Below are 19725 nucleotides of genomic sequence, written 5' to 3'. Positions count from 1 at the left end.
TTATGAGCAAAAAGAAAACACGCCAGCCATTGAGTGACGGGCCTGAATGGACTTTTGAGCTGCTGGAAACCTATGAAAAGGAAATCGCCCGGGTCGCGGAGCATTATCGTCTGGGGACCTATCCCAATCAGATAGAGGTGATCACCGCCGAGCAGATGATGGACGCCTACGCCAGCATAGGCATGCCCATAGGGTATACTCACTGGTCCTTCGGTAAGCGTTTTATCGAAACCGAGCAGGGTTACAAGCGCGGCCAGATGGGGCTGGCCTATGAGATAGTCATCAACTCCAACCCCTGTATCGCCTATCTGATGGAGGAAAACACCCTCACCATGCAAGCCTTGGTGATAGCTCACGCCTGCTTTGGCCACAACAGTTTCTTCAAAAACAACTACCTGTTCCGCACCTGGACAGATGCCGGCTCCATCATTGATTACCTGGTCTTTGCCAAGCAATACATCAGTGAATGCGAGCGTAAATATGGCATAGATGAGGTGGAAAACCTGTTGGACTCCTGCCACGCCTTGATGAATTATGGCGTCGACCGCTACAAGCGCCCAACAGAAATTTCGTTTCGTGAAGAGCAGGCACGCCAGAAAGAGCGCGAAGCCTATCTGCAAACCCAGGTCAACGATCTCTGGCGCACCGTCCCCTCACAGCAGACCAAGGAGGAAGCCAAACAGCAAAAACGTTTTCCGTCAGAGCCACAGGAAAATATTCTCTACTTTATCGAGAAGCACGCTCCGCTGCTGGAGCCCTGGCAACGGGAGTTGGTGCGTATCGTACGCAAGATGGGGCAGTATTTTTACCCGCAACGCCAGACCCAGGTGATGAACGAGGGCTGGGCCACCTTCTGGCATTATACCCTGCTCAACCACCTCTATGACGAAGGTCTGGTTACCGACAGATTCATGTTGGAGTTTTTACAGAGTCACACCAATGTGGTGGCTCAGCCCCCCTACAACAGCCCTTATTACAACGGCATTAACCCCTATGCCCTGGGGTTCAATATGTTCTGCGACATTCGCCGTATCTGCGAACAGCCAACAGAGGAGGATAGATATTGGTTCCCGGATATAGCCGGCAGCGATTGGTTGAAAACGCTGCATTTCGCCATGGAAAACTTCAAGGATGAAAGCTTCATCAGCCAGTATCTTTCCCCCACCATCATCCGCAAGTTCAAGCTGTTTGGTGTGCTCGATGATGAAAGCAAAAACTATCTGTCGGTATCTGCCATTCATGATGAACAGGGATACAAGGAGATCAGGCAAATTTTGTCTTCACAATATAACCTGTCCAATAATGAACCCAATATTCAGGTTCATAATGTCATGGTCAATGGCGATCGCTCGCTGACACTGAGGTACATCCCCAGCAAAGGCATCCCTCTGGCAGACAGTTGCCGGGAAGTACTCAAACACCTGCACCGCCTTTGGGGCTTTGATGTCACTCTGGAGCAGAAAGAAGATGATGGCGAGATAAGAGTACTGGCCTCATGCCCGGACAGAAGCGAATTGATCTAGGCAGCTTTGGTCATAGAAAGCCCTGGATAATAAAAAAGACCGCTAATAGCGGTCTTTTTTATTATGTGCCAATGGCTCATCGACAACTATTGATTGTCCTGGGCCATCTCCAGCGGCATGGCATCGCGCAGCTTCTGCCACATAATGCCACTGTCGATACCGTAAGCGCGCATCAAAGCAGGCACCTGGGTATAGTTTTTATCTTTAGCCAGGATTTCAAGCTTTTGATAGAAGGCCAGTGCCAAGGCTCTTGCTTCCTGACTGCTAAAGTAGTAACGCCCGACTCTGGCATACAGTCCCTTGAAACCATTGAGGATCAGCACGTACAGCGGGTTACCTGATGAAAACGCCAAGGTGTGATGCAACTGGTAATCAAATTCGGCATAGGCCTCGGCATCATCTTCCAGCTCGTGAATTTTTGACAACACTTCCACCGCCGTCTCTGGATTATGCCGCAGTGCGCCACGGAAGTAGATGGCACTGACATTGGTTCTGGCCGACAGCAGTTGGTCAACCAATACCGGGAAACCTTCGGGATTCAGATCGGCAATGGTCTCCAAAATATTCAGGCCAGAGGTTTCCCAGAAATTATTCACCCGGGTGGGTTTGCCATGTTGAATCGTCAACCAACCGTCACGGGCCAAACGCTGCAGCACTTCCCTGAGTGTTGTACGGGTCACACCTATCAGCTCTGATAGTTCCCGCTCCGCAGGAAGTATGGAGCCGGGGGGAAATTTATTTTCCCAGATTGAACGCACTATATATTTCTCTGCAAAACTTGCAGGTCCTTTGGCATTGATTATCATCAGCCCGGTTTTCCGATTGTTAACATTATTCTGGCCACAGATCATACCAGAGCGACGAAAAATGAAAACCACCAGATCACTGATGAAAAATTCAACCCTGCCAAGCTCTCAATAACTGCTATAAAAGTGACCAGGTTCAAATCAGTTGTCACTGAATTTTGCGTTAGAGATCCGCTTTTTGAAATCCCTGTATACCCTAATCATTACATTGAGTTTATCTTTAGGCTAGACTGAACTACGCAAATTTTACCGTTCGTCAACCAAAGACGTAACTACCACACTTAATAACAGATTCACTTATAAACAGATTAGAGAGGAAGACATGCCTGCTACACCGATTCAGGCTTTTATGAGTAACTTCTTGGGCAACTCGCCCAAGTGGTACAAGCTTGCGATACTGATTTTTCTTATCATCAACCCGATACTCTTCAGTATCAACCCCTTTGTTGCGGGCTGGTTTTTGGTCGTGCAGTTTATCTTCACTCTGGCCATGGCGCTTAAATGCTATCCTCTGCAACCCGGTGGTTTATTGGCGATTGAGGCCGTGTTTATCGGTATGACCAGTCCCAGCCAGGTACTGCACGAGATTGAAGCCAACCTCGAAGTACTGCTGCTATTGGTATTCATGGTGGCCGGTATCTACTTTATGAAGCAGTTGCTGCTTTATGTATTTACCAAAATGATCACCAAGGTGCGTTCCAAAATGATCGTATCCCTGATGTTCTGTGTTGCCTCAGCCTTCCTGTCTGCGTTCCTCGATGCCTTGACTGTTATTGCGGTTATCATCGCTGTAGCAGTCGGTTTCTACTCCATCTATCATAAGGTCGCATCCGGTAAAGATTTCAGCGCCGATCATGACCATACCTCTGACGGGAATGACCAGCTTAACGCCCAAGAGTTGGAAGACTTCCGGGGCTTCCTGCGTAACCTGTTGATGCACGCCGGTGTCGGTACCGCCCTCGGTGGTGTGTGCACCATGGTCGGTGAGCCGCAAAACCTGATCATCGCCGCCCAGGCTAACTGGCAGTTCTCTGAATTCGCCTTGCGGATGTCACCTGTGACTGTACCCGTATTCTTTGCCGGTATCCTCACCTGTGTCTTGGTGGAAAAATTCCGTATCTGTGGTTATGGCGCCCAACTGCCAGACGCTGTACACAAAATTCTGGTGGAATTTGCCGCCCATGAAGATGCCCACAGAACCAGCAAAGATAAGATGAAGCTGGTTATCCAGGCTCTGGTCGGTGTATGGCTGATTGTCGGTCTAGCCTTCCACCTGGCATCGGTTGGTCTTATCGGTCTTTCAGTTATCATCCTGACCACAGCCTTCAACGGTATTACCGATGAGCACGCTCTGGGTAAAGCCTTCGAAGAAGCCCTGCCCTTTACCGCTCTGCTGGCAGTATTCTTCGCCGTGGTGGGTGTGATTATTGACCAAGGCCTGTTTGCTCCTGTTATTCAATGGGCTCTCGGCTTTGAAGGCAATATGCAGTTGGTTATCTTCTATGTTGCCAACGGCCTGTTGTCCATGGTCAGTGATAACGTGTTTGTGGGTACCGTTTATATCAACGAGGTGAAAGCCGCGCTGATTGATGGCCAGATCACCCGCGATCAGTTTGACCTGCTTGCCGTTGCCATCAACACGGGAACCAACCTGCCATCAGTGGCTACCCCTAACGGTCAGGCGGCCTTCCTGTTCCTGCTGACTTCAGCTCTGGCTCCCCTCATCCGTCTCTCTTATGGCCGCATGGTATGGATGGCACTGCCTTACACTATCGTGTTGTCCATTGTTGGTGTACTGGCAATTGAGACAGGTTTCCTGGAGCAGATGACCCAATACTTCTACGACTCAGGCATGATCCTGCACCACAGTGCCCAGGAAGTGCTGGGTAAAGGTGCGGCCGTAGGCCATTAGTCTATGTATTGACTGAACCTTTTGGTTTCAGTAGAGTCCAAAAAACGCCCCTCTAAGGGCGTTTTTTTATGGGTGTCATATCCATCTGAGGAGTTACCCCACCTCGCCTTGGACTGATGGGTAATCAATGGAGAATAGTTTTGACAGCAATGATACGTTTCGCCCACTCTCGCATGGCCTGGGGAATTCTGGCGCTCAGCGCCCTGTCTCTGGAGCTGGCTGCGTTGTACTTTCAACATGTGATGCAGCTCGAGCCTTGCGTCATGTGTATCTACCAGCGTTTGGCCGTATTGGGATTGCTGCTGGCCGGCATCATAGGCTTTCTTGCGCCGAGTGTACGTCCAGTGCGACTTGTGGCAGCCTTGCTGTGGGGGATAAGCGCCAGTTGGGGGCTGAGATTGGCCATTGAACTCAACGATATGCAGCAAAACCCTTCGCCTTTTTCCACCTGTTCATTCCTGCCGGACTTCCCCTCCTGGATGCCACTGCATGAATGGCTGCCTTCGATATTTATGCCAACAGGCATGTGCACTGATATTCCCTGGAGCTTTATCGGCATCACTATGTCGCAGTGGATGATTGTTGCTTTTGCCACATATCTGGTAGCACTGCTGCTCTATGTTGTACCTATTCTGAGCAAGGGCCGTAACTAGGTATTCAATTCAAGCTAGCGGGTTTCCTATGAGCATAAAAAAGCCAAACAATCGTGTTTGGCTTTTTACTCTTGATGCCTGGATGACATCAATCCAAGTCCTTCAGTGGCCAGAGTACAATATGATCTTCAAGATCGCGCACTTTACTCTCGCAAAGCGTCTTGCCCTTCACCGACATCCCTACTTCGTGCATCGCATCCTTGGAGCCGGTCAAAAGTGGGTGCCAGGAAGGCAATGGCCGCCCCAGATACAGACGCCGATAAGCACAACTATCCGGCAGCCAGTCCAGCTCACCGATATTCGTCGCCGTCACCGCGGTGCACAGAGGCACAAATTCAAAGCGTTTTTCATAGTGAATGCAGCTGCAGTCTTTATCAGACAACAATTTGCAGGCCGCATTGGTATAGTAAAGCTCATCGGTTTCATCATCGATGAGCTTATTGAGACAGCATTTCCCACAGCCATCACAGAGAGACTCCCACTCATCCGGAGTCATTTCGGCCAGGGTCTTGGTTAACCAGAAGGACATAAATTTGTTGGTTCGTTCTTGAAAGCTTGCGTGATGGCTATTTTACACTATTTCCGGGGTGGATACTTGATCCGCTCGGAAAGATAAGCCGCCGCCAAAGCGAAATAGTCTGAATTTTGCCAGCTTCGCAAGGCGCGGTAGTTCTGGTATACCAGATAGTGCCTTCCGGTGACACCATCTGGCATGATCAATGAAACTTGCATATCGGTCCGGCCAGGCAGATCGCCGCCATCGTAACGACGAACGCCCAACTGCTGCCAATGGCTGAAACTCGCCTGATAATCCACTCCGAGTTGGCTGTTCTCTATGGACTCGGGCGCTTTGACCTGGCGTCCCCAGGTTTGGGTGTCATCCCAGCCCGTTTGCTGCAGGTAGTTGGCCACAGATGCCAAGCCATCGGCAAAGCTGTTCCAGATATCGATCTTGCCATCACCGTCGCCGTCGCTGCCGTATTGCAGATAGGCGCTTGGCCTCAATCCTAAAGGCCCCATGGCACCGGTACTCGAGCCCTTGAGCTCGTTAAAGTCGAGCGATTGTGACGCGAGAATTTTCAGCGCCGCAAAAAACTCATCGCGGTAAACCTCTTGTCCCTCATAGGCCAGTGACGCCGTCACGGAAAGCACAGGATAACCGCCCTGCTGATTGCCAAAATCCGACTCGAGCCCCCAAAGTGCCAGAATAAACCTGGGCTGCACCCGATATTGTTTACCAAGTTTGACCAGCAGCGGTCGATATTCTTCGGCCAGTACCCGACCCTTTACCACCATCTCCTCACTGATCGCCTTGGGGATATAGTGCTCCAGATCCTTTGGCGGTTCGGGGGCTGTCTTGTCATCATTGGAGGCTTTTTTAAACAGTTTTATCTGGCTGAAGGCCTTATCCAATATGAGTTGATCTATCCCTTGCGTTGCTGCGTCCTGTTTTAATTTATCAAGATACCGCTCAAAACTGCCTTCGGTCGCTGCACAGACATTGGTCAGCGACGCGCCCAGCAGCGAAATAAACACCAGGGAAAGTCTATCCATAAAACGCGTTATTCCTTAAGCAGAATGATCATCCATGCCCTTGCTGCGTCTCAGCTCCTTCAGCATATCCACTTGCGGTGGCGGCAATTGCAAATAATAGCCCTTTTCCGCCAGTTCTGCTTTGACCTTGTTGATATCGGCGATACCCAGTTGCTGCCTTTTTTGCAGCGGCAACAGCATTACCAGTTGTGGCGGCCCAAATACCTGCATCAAGGGAGCAGGTACATCATCAAACTGGCCTTTCTTGTTGACGAATAAATAGGTGTCGGCTTTTTTCAGGCTCTTATAGACTGCACAGATCATAATTGTATCAATTTCCATGGGTTCAAACTTGCCACTCATCGGGGCACACTATAACATGGACGCCTTGGAATATAACGCTGTCACGCAATCTGACTGCTCATTTTCTGGAGAATGACGCCGGGATGCCAAAACCTAGTCTAGAGCTAAAGGGCTCTTCTTTTACGCTCTCTGTACTTCATATCAATACCCCAGATCTGGACGCCCTTTTTAAAGAGCTCGATGGCAAGCTCGCCCAGGCTCCCCAGTTTTTCCTCAACGCTCCACTGGTGCTCAACTTAAGTCAGGTCAACGGCACGGACATAGATCTCAAAGGGCTGCGCCAGGGACTGACCGAAAGACAACTGGTGATAGTTGGTGTGACTGCCGCCGATAAGGCACTCAATGAAGCCGCCAAGGCGCAGGGATTGGCCAGCATCAAAGCCGGGAAACAGTCGGAATTGCCACCGCCCCCCCCGAGAGTCACCAAGATAGTCAAACAAAACGTGCGCTCCGGGCAACAAATCTATGCCAAAGACGGTGATTTAATCGTTTTTGGTGCAGTAGGGAATGGCGCAGAAGTCATTGCAGATGGTAGCATTCATGTATACGGGGCACTGCGTGGTAAGGCAATGGCTGGAGCCAGCGGTGATAAACATGCCGTGATCCTGGCCCAGTCCATGGAAGCTGAACTGGTTTCGATTGCGGGACAGTACTGGTTGACTGAAAACCTGCAGCAACACTGTACCGCCAAGAGTGGTTGTATCAGGCTCAGCGGTGAGTCATTAATCGTTGAATCGCTGCCCGGATAAGGCAGATGGAAAGGATAAAATAGAACATGGCACAAATTATTGTTGTCACCTCAGGTAAAGGCGGTGTGGGCAAAACCACATCGAGCGCGGCTATCGCTACCGGCTTGGCGCTTAAAGGACACAAGACTGTTGTTATCGATTTTGATATCGGCCTGCGTAATCTGGATTTGGTCATGGGCTGTGAGCGTCGGGTTGTTTACGATTTTGTCAATGTCATCAACGGCGAGTCCAATCTGAACCAAACGCTGATCAAAGATAAACGCTGCGATAAACTGTTCGTTTTACCGGCTTCCCAAACCAGGGACAAAGATGCCCTGACCAAAGAAGGTGTCGGCAAGGTACTTGATGATTTGAGCAAAGACTTTGACTACATCATCTGTGACTCTCCGGCAGGTATTGAAACCGGCGCCATGATGGCACTCTATTTTGCCGATATTGCCATAGTGACAACCAACCCTGAGGTCAGCTCGGTCAGAGACTCAGACAGGATCCTTGGCATGCTGCAAAGCCGTAGCCGTCGTGCCGAGCAAGGGCTTGAGCCCATCAAGGAATATCTACTGCTGACTCGCTACTCCCCTGCCAGAGTGAAAACCGGCGAAATGCTCAGTGTGGAAGATGTGCAGGAAATTCTCGCAATACAACTGCTCGGAGTTATTCCTGAGTCTCAGGCAGTGCTCAAGGCTTCCAACTCAGGGGTGCCAGTGATCATAGATCACGACAGCGATGCCGGACAGGCCTACGAGGACACTGTGGCTCGTCTGCTGGGTGAAGAGCTTCCGCTGCGTTTCGTCGCGGAAGAGAAGAAGGGATTCCTTAAACGAATATTTGGTAGCTAAATTATGTCATTACTCGATTATTTCAGAAGCAGCAAGAAAAGCAGCACCGCGGCAACCGCCAAGGAACGTTTGCAGATCATCGTTGCCCATCAACGCGGCGAGCGCGGGGCACCGGATTACTTTCCGCAGATGAAGCAGGAGATAATTGAAGTGATCCGCAAGTATGTGCATATCTCTGAAGAACAGGTATCTGTGCAGCTGGATCAAAACGATGACAACCTGTCGGTACTCGAGCTCAATGTAACTCTGCCGGACCGCCCTTGAGGCAAGCTTTTTCGATAAAAAGCAAAGGGTATCAAGAGCATACATTTGAAGCCAAAGTATGAATAAAGTATCTATGTAAAGTACTGCTGCAGTCACAAAAAGGCGCCCTTGGGCGCCTTTTCACTTTCATCAACCAGGTTCAGAGTGCCAGCTTGGCCAATTTGTCAGCCACCAGCTGGCCACGCCAGCCCAGCAACACCAAGGGTGTGGGCTCCTGTTTGCCGTCCCATACCCACTCAAGATATTCGTGAATATGACGCTTGGATCCAAGCAACTCCATAGGCACACTTTCGGATTCAGCAATCTCGGTCAAGCACTGCTTAATGCTCTTGAAGGCGCTCTTGTATCCCGGCTTGAGAGCCAACACATCCAAGGGCTCCGGCAGATTGCTCATATCCGCCTTGGCCATGACCTTGAGCACATCTTTGGCGTAGAGACGCTTTTCATGATCCGTCAGCTCTTTCATGGAAAGCACATCATTGATCCCTCTTGGCTGACGCTTAGCCAAGCCGATAAGGGCATGATCTTTCATGACAAAACCCAGCGCCATGTCCTTTGCCAACGCTTTACGCAAACGCCAAGCCGCCAGCACCTTGAGCACAGCCAATTGTGGTGTACTCAACTGAAAGGCGTTCTTGACCCTAAGATAGGCTGTGTCTTCATCCGGCGCGTCCAGACGCCCTTCTGTCATGCGCTGGCTTTCTTCCAATACCCACTCGAGCCTGCCCTGCTGCTCCAGTTTCTGCTGCAGCTGAGGATAGAGTTGGTAGAGATAATAGACATCATTGGCGGCATAACTGAGCTGCGCCTCTGATAACGGCCTTTTCAGCCAGTCGGTGCGGGACTCGCCCTTGTCGAGCTCCACTCCCAGGCACTCATGCACCAGCTTGGCATAACCCAAGCCATGGCCCATGCCGGCAATGGCTGCCGCCAGTTGACTGTCAAACAAAGGCTTGGGCTGACACTGGCCTTGGCGAGCAAACACTTCCAAGTCTTCACTGCAGGAATGCAACAACTTGGTGATCTTCTCATCGGTCAGCAAGGCCCAAAAGCCCGACAGATCCGAGATGGCCAAGGGATCTATCAGAGCCAGGGTCTTGCCGTCATAGGCCTGAATGAGCCCTAAACAAGCATAGTAAGTGCGGGTGCGTACAAATTCGGTATCCAGTACCAGCAATTTAGCCTCGCGATACTGCTCCACCAGCTGCGCCAGAGTGGCGTCATCTTTTACATACAGGTAATCTTGCAAATTCAACTCCCATCCTGCGCGAGTTTCCAGGTCCCGGAAACACAAGAGCCGGCTGGCGCCGGCTCTTTATATTATGCAGATTTGGCCTCATCTCTGAGTTCTCTGCGCAGGATCTTTCCTACGTTGGTTTTCGGCAATTCGTCCCTGAATTCTACCAGCTTCGGCACCTTATATCCTGTTAAATGATGGCGACAGTGCTTGATAAGCTCCTTCTCGGTCAAAGATTTGTCTTTTGCCACCACAAAAATCTTCACCAGTTCACCACTGACCTCATGCGGTACGCCCACAGCGGCCACTTCAACCACCTTGGGATGCAAGGCCACCACCTCTTCCACTTCATTGGGGAAGACGTTGAAGCCGGAAACCAGGATCATATCCTTCTTGCGATCGACAATATAGAAAAAGCCTTTTTCATCCATATAGCCGATATCGCCTGTGGCCAGCCAACCGTCTTTGTCGATCACTTTGGCGGTTTCTTCCGGACGTTGCCAGTAGCCCAACATCACCTGAGGCCCCTTGGCAAAAAGTTCGCCCGTCTCACCCTGAGGCAATACCTGACCGTCATCACCCCGCACTTGAATTTGCGTCGAAGGCGCAGGTAAACCGATAGAACCGTTGTAACCGGCCAGATCGTAAGGGCAGCAAGCTACCAGAGGTGAAGCTTCGGTCAGGCCATAGCCTTCGAGCAAGCGAGTCTTGGTGATGTTCTGCCATTTGTCAGCCACGGCGCGCTGCACCGCCATACCGCCACCAATAGAGAGTTTGAGGCGGGAGAAGTCCAGAGCGGCAAACTCTTCGCTGTTGACCAGGGCGTTGAACAGGGTGTTCACCCCAGTGAGAGCAGTGAAAGGTGTTTTCTTGAGTTCGGCCACAAATCCCGGGATATCCCTGGGATTGGTGATCAGTAAGTTATTGGCGCCTTTATGCAGGAACAACAAACAGTTCACCGTTAAGGCGAAAATATGGTAAAGCGGCAAGGCGGTTACCACAAACTCTTTGCCGTCGTTGAGCAAAGGGGCATAAGCACCGTTGGCCTGCAATACGTTGGCAACTATGTTGCCATGGCTGAGCATGGCGCCCTTGGAAACGCCAGTGGTACCGCCGGTATACTGCAAAAAGGCGATATCGTCACTCTTGACCACAGGCTTGACGTACTGCGCCTTTTTACCGGCCCGAAGCGCCCGGCGCATAGAGATGGCGTGTGGCAGAGAGTATTTGGGCACCAGGCGTTTGATATACTTCACCACAAAATTAACCAGGGTACGCTTGGGCGCACTCAAGAGATCGCCAAGCCCTGTGATAATCACGTTTTTAACCGGAGTTTGATCGACCACCTGCTCCAGTGTGCTGGCAAAGTTGGACACCACCACTATCGCCTTGGCGCCGGAGTCGACCAACTGATGTTTGAGCTCTCTTGGGGTATAAAGCGGATTGACATTGACCACTACCATGCCGGCCCGCAACACACCAAACAGGGCGATGGGATATTGCAGCAGGTTCGGCATCATGATCGCCACCCGATCGCCCTTTTGCAATTTGAGATCATTTTGCAAATAAGCGGCGAAGGCACGGCTGCGCTCTTCCAGTTTTCGGTACGTCAGGGTTGCGCCCATATTGACGAATGCGGGTTGGTCGGCATAGGTATTGACCGCTGATTCCAACATCTCCAGCAAGGAAGCATAGCGGCTGGCATCAATTTCGGCAGGCACGTCGGCAGGCAAACTGTTAATCCAGGGCTGGTCCACAAATCTCTCCTAAAATTCCGTCTTCAGCGGAAACGACTCTCTCTGTCGTTAAAGCCCGCAGCGTCTGCGGGCAAAGCACTGAGTATTTTTATAAAGTTCTTATTAAGGCCTTTGGCCTCGACTCTTGGTAGTTAACTTTCGCGCCGCAAAAATCATACGGGCGTTTAAAATTTTGATCATCATCACATAAAAGCTTTTATTTGCCTAGTCCCCCGGATTGGATTTTCTACCTTGGAGAAATCCGGCCAGAGTTTGCGCTACCTCATCGGCGTTCCCCATATGTAGGTGGTGATCCCCTGGTAGTTGTACTATCTGCAAATCCCTGTACCAGGCGCGGGCCTGAGGTAAACTCTGCACCAGTCCAGGAAATCCCTGTTCACCCGTGATAAGCAAGCTGGGGATGGCGATCCCCTGCATCAGGGATGCTACCTGCTCAAAACAAAGTCGCATCGGCGAGTCGAGTCGCAGCCTTGGGTCACTGCGCCAACTGGCACTCTGGGCATCAATTTGCATATTGCGCGTCACCAATAATCTGGACCAGGGCTCGGCCAATCCGGTCAACTGCACTCTGGCTTTGATGGCCGGCTCAATACTGTCATAAACCACTTGGCTACGTTTGCTGCCGAGCATACGCTTGTGGGCAGCAAAGCTCTTTCTCAGCCTGGGTTTGGCCTGCTCCACCGCCTCATAGAGAGGTGCGAAGGCTTCAATCAACAGCAACTTATCGACTCGTTCAGGAAACGCTGCAGCATAAGCACTGGCGACGATCCCCCCAAGGGAGTGCCCCAACAGAGTGACTGGTGCATCGCCGGCCAAGTGGTCCAGCAGCAGCTCAAGATCGTACAGGTAATCAATCCAGTGCAGCGGATAACGCCCTGGCCTGTGACCCGATAAACCATGTCCAGGCCAGTCGATGGCAAGAATACGATAATCGGTCATCAGCTTTTCGGCCAAAGGGGCAAAGCTGTTACTGTTATCCAGCCATCCATGCAATGCCAGTAACAGCGGCTTATCTTCCGCTCCCCAGCATTGGGCCGCCAGCGTGAGGTGCGGCAGCGGGATCTTCAGTGCTTTTACGGGGGCGGAAGGTTGCCACATAATGCCTCTGTTGTCAGTGTATCAGTTCGCTTTTTTGATAAATTTGAGTGTCATACGGTCACTTTCTCCTATCTTGAGATAAGTGTCCCTGTCCTGCTCACCCAGTCGCAATGTCGGCGGCAAGGTCCAGACGCCCTTGGGATAATCCTTACTGTCCTTGGCATTGGCGTTGATCTCACTGCTGGCTTCCAAGGTGAAGCCCACCTTTTCTGCCAGTGCTATCATCTCATCCTGCATCATGTAGCCACTATCAGGGCCGTTACCGGCTTTGCCCCTGTGCTCAACCACACCAAAGACGCCGCCATTTTTAAGCACATTAAAGGCAGCCTGAAACACGGTTTGCAGTTGCCCCTGACTGGCCCAGTTATGCAGGTTTCTGAAAGTGAGTACAGCATCCGCGCTGGCATCTTCTCCCAGTTTTACCTGTGCGGGAGGATCCAAAACCACCAGTTCGATTTTGCCAAGCTCTTTGGGGTGGGCTTGCAGCCATTCTAGATAACGCTTGCCCGCTTTGGCCCGATAACGGCTGCCCGGGGTGTCTTCTTGCGGCGCAGTGTTAAAACCGGCGGCAATATACTGTCCCTTGCCCGCCAACATAGGCGCCAGGATTTCTGTGTACCAGCCGCCGCCTGGCCAGAGCTCAATTACGGTTTGTTCCGAAGTGATCCCGAAAAATGCCAGTGTCTGCTCTGGATGACGATATTGGTCGCGCTCGACATTGGCTTCCCGGCGAAAGTCACTGTTAACAGCCTCCAGCAAAGCCGGTTCGCCGGCCTGCACCGCACCGCTGCCAAGCAGCATGCCAGCCACCAACAAAGCCTTGCCAAGCGGCGTTGCCAGCTTGCGATTGAATTGCTTGTATTCCATTTCCCTTCTCCTTTGAATGTGGATTTATGCTGCGGCAACAGACCCGCCGAAACGACTTTTTGGCACGCACTGGTGCCAAATAAGATTACAGTTCAAGCTAACAGTGAGTGGCAGACTTGCCAAGGATCAGTTTGATTTTCCATCTATGCGGCGCCAGCAAAGCAGTAGCGCCAATAAGCCGGAAGCGAACCACAGCAATACCCAGACGAACGCAGGCACCCAGCTGTACTCAGCCAGCAATACCGCATCCCCCCTGTCGTCCAGCCCCAGCAACACAGCAGGACTGGCAAGCGCATTGAGCATCACCATCAAGGCCACCAGGCGCAGGCTGCCACTGAGCAATCGATTGCCGCCAAATTTCAGCGGCAGCAGAAACAATACACTCAGACTAATGAGGATACTCAGGGTCAGTAAGTCCCGCCCCCACAGCAGTATGGTGAGCAACACCAAGGCGCCGATAAAGGCAAAACTTATACGGATCCCCCGCGGCCAAGTGGCCAGGTGGTAAAGCAGGCAGCCCCAAAAGGCCGCCCCCAAATAACCGCTGAATCCGATAAGGAGCGGCCAGCCCCCCTGACTGAAGCAGAAACCGGCGCCATTGGGAAAGAGTTGGATATGGCTGACAATCCCGCCGCTTAACAGCGTTGCCAGCGCATGGGACAATTCATGGAAATAGCTTTCCAACCATTTGAAGGGTACAGAGACATAGGGCAGATGAGTCAACATCAAGGCCAGCAAAAGTTCCAGCAGAAACTGGCCTCTTCCCGGCAACGGCAGAGAATGGGAAGGTTTTATAAAAGCGTTATCGGCTGCGGGACTGTCAGGCGTAGACATCTATGCCCACCATGGCTGAGATAGCGTCCCGCTGCGCGGCGTGTTGGGTATTCAGATAGAGGGCGATAGCATCAGAATGACCTGCGGTTTCCCGCTTCAGTTGCTCTCTTTGTTGGTATTTGTCGTTAAGGGCTTGGCTGTCAAACTCGACCAACTGCCTGGATGGGCTGACAAGGATTTCATCCTGAGTCTCAACGGTTTGCTGGGCACGTTCAGGAGGCCTGTTGCCGGCTACCGCCTGCGACAGACTTTGAACTGCCCCCGGATGTCCCGTCTGCTTGATCATCATGATACTGGTTTGATCCCCGTTTGCCCCAAGCCCTTGAGGCAGTTAACCCACCTGAAGCTCTATTCCCTTCCCGGCAGTTTCTTCCAGGCAACTGTATCTCGCAAATACACAGGCGCCAGCTCGTCGACCGAGGTGGCCTGCCCTTGTTGCCAACCAAGGCTTGCCAAAGCAAGCATAGCACTGGCTTGAGGATATTTCACCGCATCCAGCAAGGTCAAGTTTTCGGCATGTTGTAAAAGTGCCGGATAGGCATCAAACCCGGTGCCGCAGCAATACACCTTGTCCGTATTGGCAAAGGGCGAGGTCATTGTCTCAGGGGCGCTCACTTGCTCTATGCCAACCAGTTTGGCCATACCGGATTCCTGTTCAAACGCCGCCCAATAGATTTCGCCCATGCGGGCATCTATGGCACAAATCACCTGCTGCGCACCATGTTCAGTTATCGCTTGCTGCGCCATGGCGGCCAAGGTAGAGATGCCGATTACAGGGACATCCAGCCCCAGCGCCAACCCTTGAGTCATAGAGGTGCAGATACGGATACCGGTGAAACTCCCCGGCCCACGGCCATAGGCGATAAGGCCGATATCCTGCATCTTGCGTCCGGATTGGCTCAGCAAGTTCTCTATCATGGGCAGCAATCTTTGGCTGTGTTCACGGGGCGCATCGACAGATTCCGCAATACTGCCACCTTGCCATGCCAGCGCCGCTGAGCAGAGTTCGGTACAGGTATCCAGGGCCAGAATAACAGGAGAATTGGCAAGTGTAGTCGATGTCATGGGTTAAACCTTGATGGGCGAAGGTATGGCCTTCGGCGAGTTAATAGCGGCGGGATCATACCATCAAATACGCCGAAACCAAGCCCGGATCTGCCCTTGTGATCCTTATCATGGACAATGAGAACAGTTCTCAACTAATATGGAGTCCCCTTTTCGGTTAGCGTCTGTTATGTCCAGCCTCTCTCAGTCTTCCAATGAAACCGCAGTTTCGCGGTTGAAACGTGCCTTTGTCGCCGGTATTTGGGCCACGCTCATCAGCATAGCCATCGGGTTTTCCTTTAAAGTCTGGCTCGCAAGCTGGGTTCCCAAGGCGGATCTGGCTATCTACCACACGGTTATCGATATCATCTCGCTGTCACTGATCCTGATGACAGGCTTTCGCTCGTCTATGGTGGTGTCTTACAGCCAGACCCGCAACGACAGGGATATCATCAATATTTTCCGCTATGTGCTGCTCCTTGTAGTGCTGCTGACCTGGGGCATCATACTGCCCTATATCAAGCACAAACTCGCCTTAGATGTGGAGTACCTGCAACTGGTGGGCATCATAGTCAGCATGGGGCTCAAGGTGTACTTTACCAACCTGGTTGCCATGTATCGTCTCTATGAAATCAGCAACAAGGTAACCTGGATGGAGCCGCTGTCTTTGGTGTTGGCCTTTGCCCTGTGTTACTACGGGCTGAGTATGGCGCCGCTGGGAGCTCTCTTTTACGCCACGACGCTGTCGTCTCTGATTATCGCGGCCTTTATGTATCTGAGAAGGCGGCGTCAAATCGCCACCGCGCCGCTCGCCAAGGTCAATCTGGAGCCGGCGCTGAAAAGCTTTATGAAGCGCAGCGTGACCGCCTCGCTCGAGGCAGGCTCCAGCATTCTGATGATCTATATTACCGTACTACTGACCATACGTTATTTCAGTGTCGAAGAGCTGGGGGATTTCCAAGTGGTGGTCAGGCCGGTATTTACTTACATGACCTTGCTGTTTGTATTCCCTATCTACCGCTTCGTATTGCCGGAATTGGCGGTCTGTGTTCGCACTAGAGACAATGAACAGATCCGCGCCATCAAACACTGGCTCTACAAGCTGGCGCTGATTGTCAGCATCAGTTTCTTTGTTGTCATGCTGTTGGGCGGCGAGAGTCTATTCAGAATGCTGTTTCCGCCCCAGTATCACGGCGCCGTGCCGGTACTGCTGCACTATGCCATTTTCTTCATTTTTCTGATGCTCAACGGTTATCAACTGGCCTATATCAAAGCCGAAGGCTACTTCAATGCCAGTTTGCTGATCCGCCTGGCCGGCATCATTACTCTGGTAGGCGCCTTCTTCCTGCTCAGGCAACTGACGGCCAATGTGGTGGCGGTGATCCTCGCCCTCGGCTGCGGTTACTTGATGATGTACCTGATAGGCGCTCTGGTGGAGCGCCATATCCGCCACAGTAAAGCCCAGGCTTCACCGGCCGTTTCCTAGCTGTTTTCGGGCGGTGACATGGTGGTTTCTAGGCCTCAACCAAGGAAAGCGGCCAGTCTGATTTACTCTTGAGTGAATTGCGCTTGATAGTAGCTTCGGGCTATGGCCGTTTTCACCTTCAGCGGCTAAGGTTAACCTCAAGGAACAGCACGCAACAGCAAAGGATTGGAGGCCAGGGAATGCCAGGCGCCTATGCACACCTCACACTGGTCAATAGCCTCAGACAGCCACTTGAGCTGGAGGCGGTTACCCATATGCCCAAGGACGCTATTCGCGCCTTACTGAAGCACTTCAAGTACTGCGAGCTCGGGGCTGTCAGCCCGGATTATCCCTATCTCGCTCTCAATGACCGCCAACAGGCCAAAAGTTGGGCCGACAAGATGCATTACCAGCATAGCGGCGAAATGCTCAAAGCCGGCGTTCGTCACCTGGCCTGCAGTGAAGGGGAAGAACGCGACAAGGGCCTGGCCTGGTTGCTGGGCTATTGTGCCCATGTGATCGCAGATGTCACTGTCCATCCGGTTATTGAGATGAAAGTAGGCCCCTACAAAGAAAACGCCGATGCCCACAGGTATTGTGAAATGCATCAGGATGCCTACATCTATCCCAAGCTCAATCTCGGGGCAATAGGTCTGTCAGAACACCTGGATTCCGGTATTGCCGCCTGCTGCGATGCCACAGGTCAGAAACTGGATCCTGTCATAGAGAAATTGTGGGACAACTGCTTCAAAGATGTATATATAGAGGAATGGGCCAATAATCCGCCAGCCATCAATGACTGGCATAAAGGCTTTATCACTGTGGTGGACAAGATTGCCGAGGAAGGCAACAGACTGCTGCCGTTTGCCCGCCACCTGGGCGTCAAGTTCGCCGTCCTATATCCGGAGCAGGAGCAGATTGAAAAAACGTATTTAACCCTGACCACCCCTGAAGGCGATATGCACTATGACGCGATTTTTCTGCGCGCCAGAGAAAACGTCAAACACTTTTGGCAACTTATCGCCAGCGGTGTGCTGGAGCAAGACAGCGCCTATCTGGAAAGTATCAAAGATTGGAATTTGGACACGGGCCGGGATGCCGCAGGTAAACTGGCCTTTTGGCAGGAACAGACCTAACAGGAACTAGCACCGACCTACTATTTGTAGATAAGGATTCAAGGATGAAATCAATTTTCCATCAAGGCCCAATCGTCTGCCTGCTGCTGGCGCTGCTACCGACACTTGGTGGCTGCGGTCTCGGTGACAGGCATGATCAGGAATACCAACAACTGGCACCGGCACTGACCAAGGTGACCAGCGCGGCCGAAGCCACCATACGTTATGAAAATCATCCGGCCAACCTCGACGGCCAAACTTTATTGGCGTTGGCCACAGCCCATGACGCCTCCCTGCTCGAGCCATTCAGTCAATACCAACTGCACCTGTTTCGTATCGAGGATCATGCCCTCTTGTTGCTTTGCAGCGCAGACGGTGAGCGGGCCCTGATGGAAGACAGTGGCTGCACCGCAAAGCTCGACAAACAACATTGGCAACAGGGAACACATCCCTGTGAGACCAGTATTGCACCTGCCAACATCTGCCTGGATGAACTGTGATCCCTGTCATAGTATCGCGTTTCCTGCAAAGGGTATCCTAGGCGCACTTGGGCGCTCGCGCCCCTTTAACCTCAATAGCTTAGTGCTGGTTACCGGGTCTTGAGACAATATTCGGCAAACAGGCACCCGCCATAGCAGTAAAGGAAATCTCATGTCAGACAGTCATTGCCGTCACGGCAGCTTCACCAAACCTCTTCGTCGCCTTCGCCGTCTTCGCAGCTCAGAAGCCATGCGGGATCTGGTTCGCGAGCAGCAAGTTTCCCTGACAGATCTGGTACACCCACTTTTCATCGAAGAAGGCATTACTGAGCCTGTGGCCATCAGCACCCTTCCCGGGATCAGCAGATTGCCCGAGAGCATGCTGGCAGCTGAGATCCGTGAGCTGAAGGCCCTCGGGATCCGCTATGTGATGCCCTTTGGTATTTCACACCATAAAGATGCCATCGGCAGCGATACCTGGAACGATGACGGCCTGTTGGCACGGATGATCCGCACCATCAAGCAGGAAGCGCCCGAGATGCTGGTGATCCCGGATATCTGTTTCTGCGAGTACACAGATCACGGCCACTGTGGTGTGGTTGAGCACAATGAAGTTTGTAATGACGCGACTGTGGAAAACCTGGTCAAGCAGTCTGTCTGCGCTGCCCGCGCCGGTGCCGACATGCTGGCCCCTTCGGCCATGATGGACGGCCAAATCCGGGCCATACGCGAGGGCCTGGATGCGGCCGGTTTTGAAAATGTTGCCATTTTGGCCCACTCGGCCAAGTTTGCCTCCTCTTTCTACGGTCCATTCCGGGCGGCGGTAGATTGTGAACTCAGCGGCAATCGTAAAGGTTATCAACTGGATAGCGCCAATGGCCGGCAAGCGCTGTTAGAGGCCCTGCTCGATGAAGAGGAAGGCGCCGATATTCTGATGGTTAAACCAGGTACGCCTTATCTGGATGTGTTGTCACAATTGAGAGAGCGTACCGAGTTGCCTTTGGCGGCTTATCATGTGGGCGGTGAATATGCCGGGATCAAGTTCGCGGCTCTGGCCGGCGCTCTGGACGAAAGAGCTGTGGTTACCGAAAGCTTTGTCGGCTTCAAACGCGCCGGTGCCAGCTTGATTGTCAGCTACTACACCAAGCAATTTGCTTCCTGGCTGGCCGCAGATCGCGACTAATAGCCAG

Annotated in this window: 21 protein-coding genes; 10 read left to right on the top strand and 11 right to left on the bottom strand. The window is 52.1% G+C overall.

All coding sequences use genetic code 11. The features are described 5' to 3' along the window. Window positions 1-2 precede the first annotated feature (2 nt). Window positions 3-1523 carry a SpoVR family protein gene (locus ACF8D4_RS13315; RefSeq protein WP_096141889.1) on the top strand — a complete coding sequence of 507 codons (1521 nt, stop codon included), beginning with the start codon at window positions 3-5 and terminating at the stop codon, window positions 1521-1523. An 86-nt stretch (window positions 1524-1609) separates the two neighbouring features. On the opposite strand, the gene fadR is transcribed toward ACF8D4_RS13315, so the two are convergent. Beyond that, window positions 1610-2329, bottom strand: coding sequence for a fatty acid metabolism transcriptional regulator FadR (gene fadR, locus ACF8D4_RS13310; protein WP_044735831.1), 720 nt, complete (start codon window positions 2327-2329; stop codon window positions 1610-1612). Window positions 2330-2651: 322 nt separating this feature from the next. On the opposite strand from fadR, the gene nhaB reads away from it, so the two are divergent. Both nhaB and dsbB read left to right on the top strand, forming a co-directional pair. Continuing rightward, entirely contained in the window at window positions 2652-4241 is a 1590-nt protein-coding gene (gene nhaB, locus ACF8D4_RS13305; RefSeq protein ID WP_025011623.1) for a sodium/proton antiporter NhaB, read from the top strand. A gap of 140 nt (window positions 4242-4381) precedes the next feature. Then, window positions 4382-4894: a disulfide bond formation protein DsbB gene (dsbB, locus tag ACF8D4_RS13300; protein WP_107004895.1), complete on the top strand. Its 513-nt coding sequence runs from the start codon at window positions 4382-4384 to the stop codon at window positions 4892-4894. Window positions 4895-4982: 88 nt separating this feature from the next. Here dsbB and ACF8D4_RS13295 read toward each other — a convergent pair whose 3' ends face one another. From ACF8D4_RS13295 to ACF8D4_RS13285, 3 genes are read right to left on the bottom strand one after another with little or no spacing between them, the layout of a single operon-like run. Then, window positions 4983-5423, bottom strand: a complete 441-nt coding sequence (locus tag ACF8D4_RS13295; protein WP_025887752.1) for a YcgN family cysteine cluster protein — start codon at window positions 5421-5423, stop codon at window positions 4983-4985. A gap of 47 nt (window positions 5424-5470) precedes the next feature. After that, window positions 5471-6448 (bottom strand): lytic transglycosylase domain-containing protein, encoded by a 978-nt coding sequence (locus ACF8D4_RS13290; protein WP_107004896.1) that lies wholly within the window; start codon window positions 6446-6448, stop codon window positions 5471-5473. A 15-nt stretch (window positions 6449-6463) separates the two neighbouring features. Beyond that, window positions 6464-6751 carry a YcgL domain-containing protein gene (locus ACF8D4_RS13285; RefSeq protein ID WP_054745582.1) on the bottom strand — a complete coding sequence of 96 codons (288 nt, stop codon included), beginning with the start codon at window positions 6749-6751 and terminating at the stop codon, window positions 6464-6466. Window positions 6752-6873: 122 nt separating this feature from the next. Between ACF8D4_RS13285 and minC the strand changes: the two genes are divergently transcribed. Genes minC through minE form a run of 3 tightly spaced genes read left to right on the top strand, consistent with a single transcriptional unit; the run spans window position 6874 to window position 8639 of the window. Next, window positions 6874-7539, top strand: a complete 666-nt coding sequence (gene minC / locus ACF8D4_RS13280; protein ID WP_028781479.1) for a septum site-determining protein MinC — start codon at window positions 6874-6876, stop codon at window positions 7537-7539. Window positions 7540-7565: 26 nt separating this feature from the next. Beyond that, entirely contained in the window at window positions 7566-8375 is an 810-nt protein-coding gene (gene minD / locus ACF8D4_RS13275; protein ID WP_025011627.1) for a septum site-determining protein MinD, read from the top strand. A 3-nt stretch (window positions 8376-8378) separates the two neighbouring features. Next, complete coding sequence (gene minE / locus ACF8D4_RS13270) at window positions 8379-8639, top strand: cell division topological specificity factor MinE (RefSeq protein ID WP_028781478.1); 261 nt, start codon at window positions 8379-8381, stop codon at window positions 8637-8639. Window positions 8640-8778: 139 nt separating this feature from the next. On the opposite strand, the gene rnd is transcribed toward minE, so the two are convergent. The 7 genes from rnd to tsaB form a co-directional block, all read right to left on the bottom strand. Further along, on the bottom strand, window positions 8779-9888 hold the full coding sequence (rnd, locus tag ACF8D4_RS13265; RefSeq protein WP_123117229.1) for a ribonuclease D: 1110 nt from the start codon (window positions 9886-9888) through the stop codon (window positions 8779-8781). A gap of 71 nt (window positions 9889-9959) precedes the next feature. Further along, window positions 9960-11633, bottom strand: a complete 1674-nt coding sequence (gene fadD, locus ACF8D4_RS13260; RefSeq protein ID WP_028781476.1) for a long-chain-fatty-acid--CoA ligase FadD — start codon at window positions 11631-11633, stop codon at window positions 9960-9962. Window positions 11634-11837: 204 nt separating this feature from the next. Further along, window positions 11838-12731, bottom strand: a complete 894-nt coding sequence (locus ACF8D4_RS13255; protein ID WP_025887744.1) for an alpha/beta fold hydrolase — start codon at window positions 12729-12731, stop codon at window positions 11838-11840. Between the two features lie 21 nt (window positions 12732-12752). Next, complete coding sequence (locus tag ACF8D4_RS13250) at window positions 12753-13598, bottom strand: class I SAM-dependent methyltransferase (protein WP_208140505.1); 846 nt, start codon at window positions 13596-13598, stop codon at window positions 12753-12755. Between the two features lie 126 nt (window positions 13599-13724). Further along, window positions 13725-14432 (bottom strand): M50 family metallopeptidase, encoded by a 708-nt coding sequence (locus tag ACF8D4_RS13245; RefSeq protein ID WP_144131144.1) that lies wholly within the window; start codon window positions 14430-14432, stop codon window positions 13725-13727. Further along, window positions 14419-14721 carry a hypothetical protein gene (locus tag ACF8D4_RS13240; protein WP_025887740.1) on the bottom strand — a complete coding sequence of 101 codons (303 nt, stop codon included), beginning with the start codon at window positions 14719-14721 and terminating at the stop codon, window positions 14419-14421. Before ACF8D4_RS13240 ends, ACF8D4_RS13245 begins: the two co-directional genes overlap by 14 nt. Before the next feature lie 59 nt (window positions 14722-14780). Continuing rightward, window positions 14781-15497 carry a tRNA (adenosine(37)-N6)-threonylcarbamoyltransferase complex dimerization subunit type 1 TsaB gene (tsaB, locus tag ACF8D4_RS13235; protein ID WP_101060147.1) on the bottom strand — a complete coding sequence of 239 codons (717 nt, stop codon included), beginning with the start codon at window positions 15495-15497 and terminating at the stop codon, window positions 14781-14783. 169 nt (window positions 15498-15666) lie between these two features. Between tsaB and ACF8D4_RS13230 the strand changes: the two genes are divergently transcribed. The 4 genes from ACF8D4_RS13230 to hemB all read left to right on the top strand — a co-directional run bounded on the left by ACF8D4_RS13230 (window position 15667) and on the right by hemB (window position 19718). Continuing rightward, the gene (locus tag ACF8D4_RS13230) at window positions 15667-16962 is read left to right on the top strand and encodes a hypothetical protein (protein WP_392465249.1); all 1296 of its coding nucleotides are present in this window, start codon (window positions 15667-15669) and stop codon (window positions 16960-16962) included. 179 nt (window positions 16963-17141) lie between these two features. Then, a complete protein-coding gene (locus ACF8D4_RS13225) occupies window positions 17142-18077 on the top strand; it encodes a zinc dependent phospholipase C family protein (RefSeq protein ID WP_045283835.1) in 936 nt (311 codons plus the stop codon). Window positions 18078-18121: 44 nt separating this feature from the next. Then, entirely contained in the window at window positions 18122-18556 is a 435-nt protein-coding gene (locus ACF8D4_RS13220; protein WP_052678927.1) for a hypothetical protein, read from the top strand. Between the two features lie 151 nt (window positions 18557-18707). Next, window positions 18708-19718: a porphobilinogen synthase gene (gene hemB, locus ACF8D4_RS13215; protein WP_062793790.1), complete on the top strand. Its 1011-nt coding sequence runs from the start codon at window positions 18708-18710 to the stop codon at window positions 19716-19718. The last annotated feature ends 7 nt before the right edge of the window (window positions 19719-19725 follow it).

Origin of the sequence: Shewanella sp. YQ_9, from assembly GCF_043103185.1 — a bacterium.
Classification (GTDB): Bacteria; Pseudomonadota; Gammaproteobacteria; order Enterobacterales; family Shewanellaceae; genus Shewanella; species Shewanella algae.
This window is presented reverse-complemented; position numbering and strand designations above follow the sequence as displayed.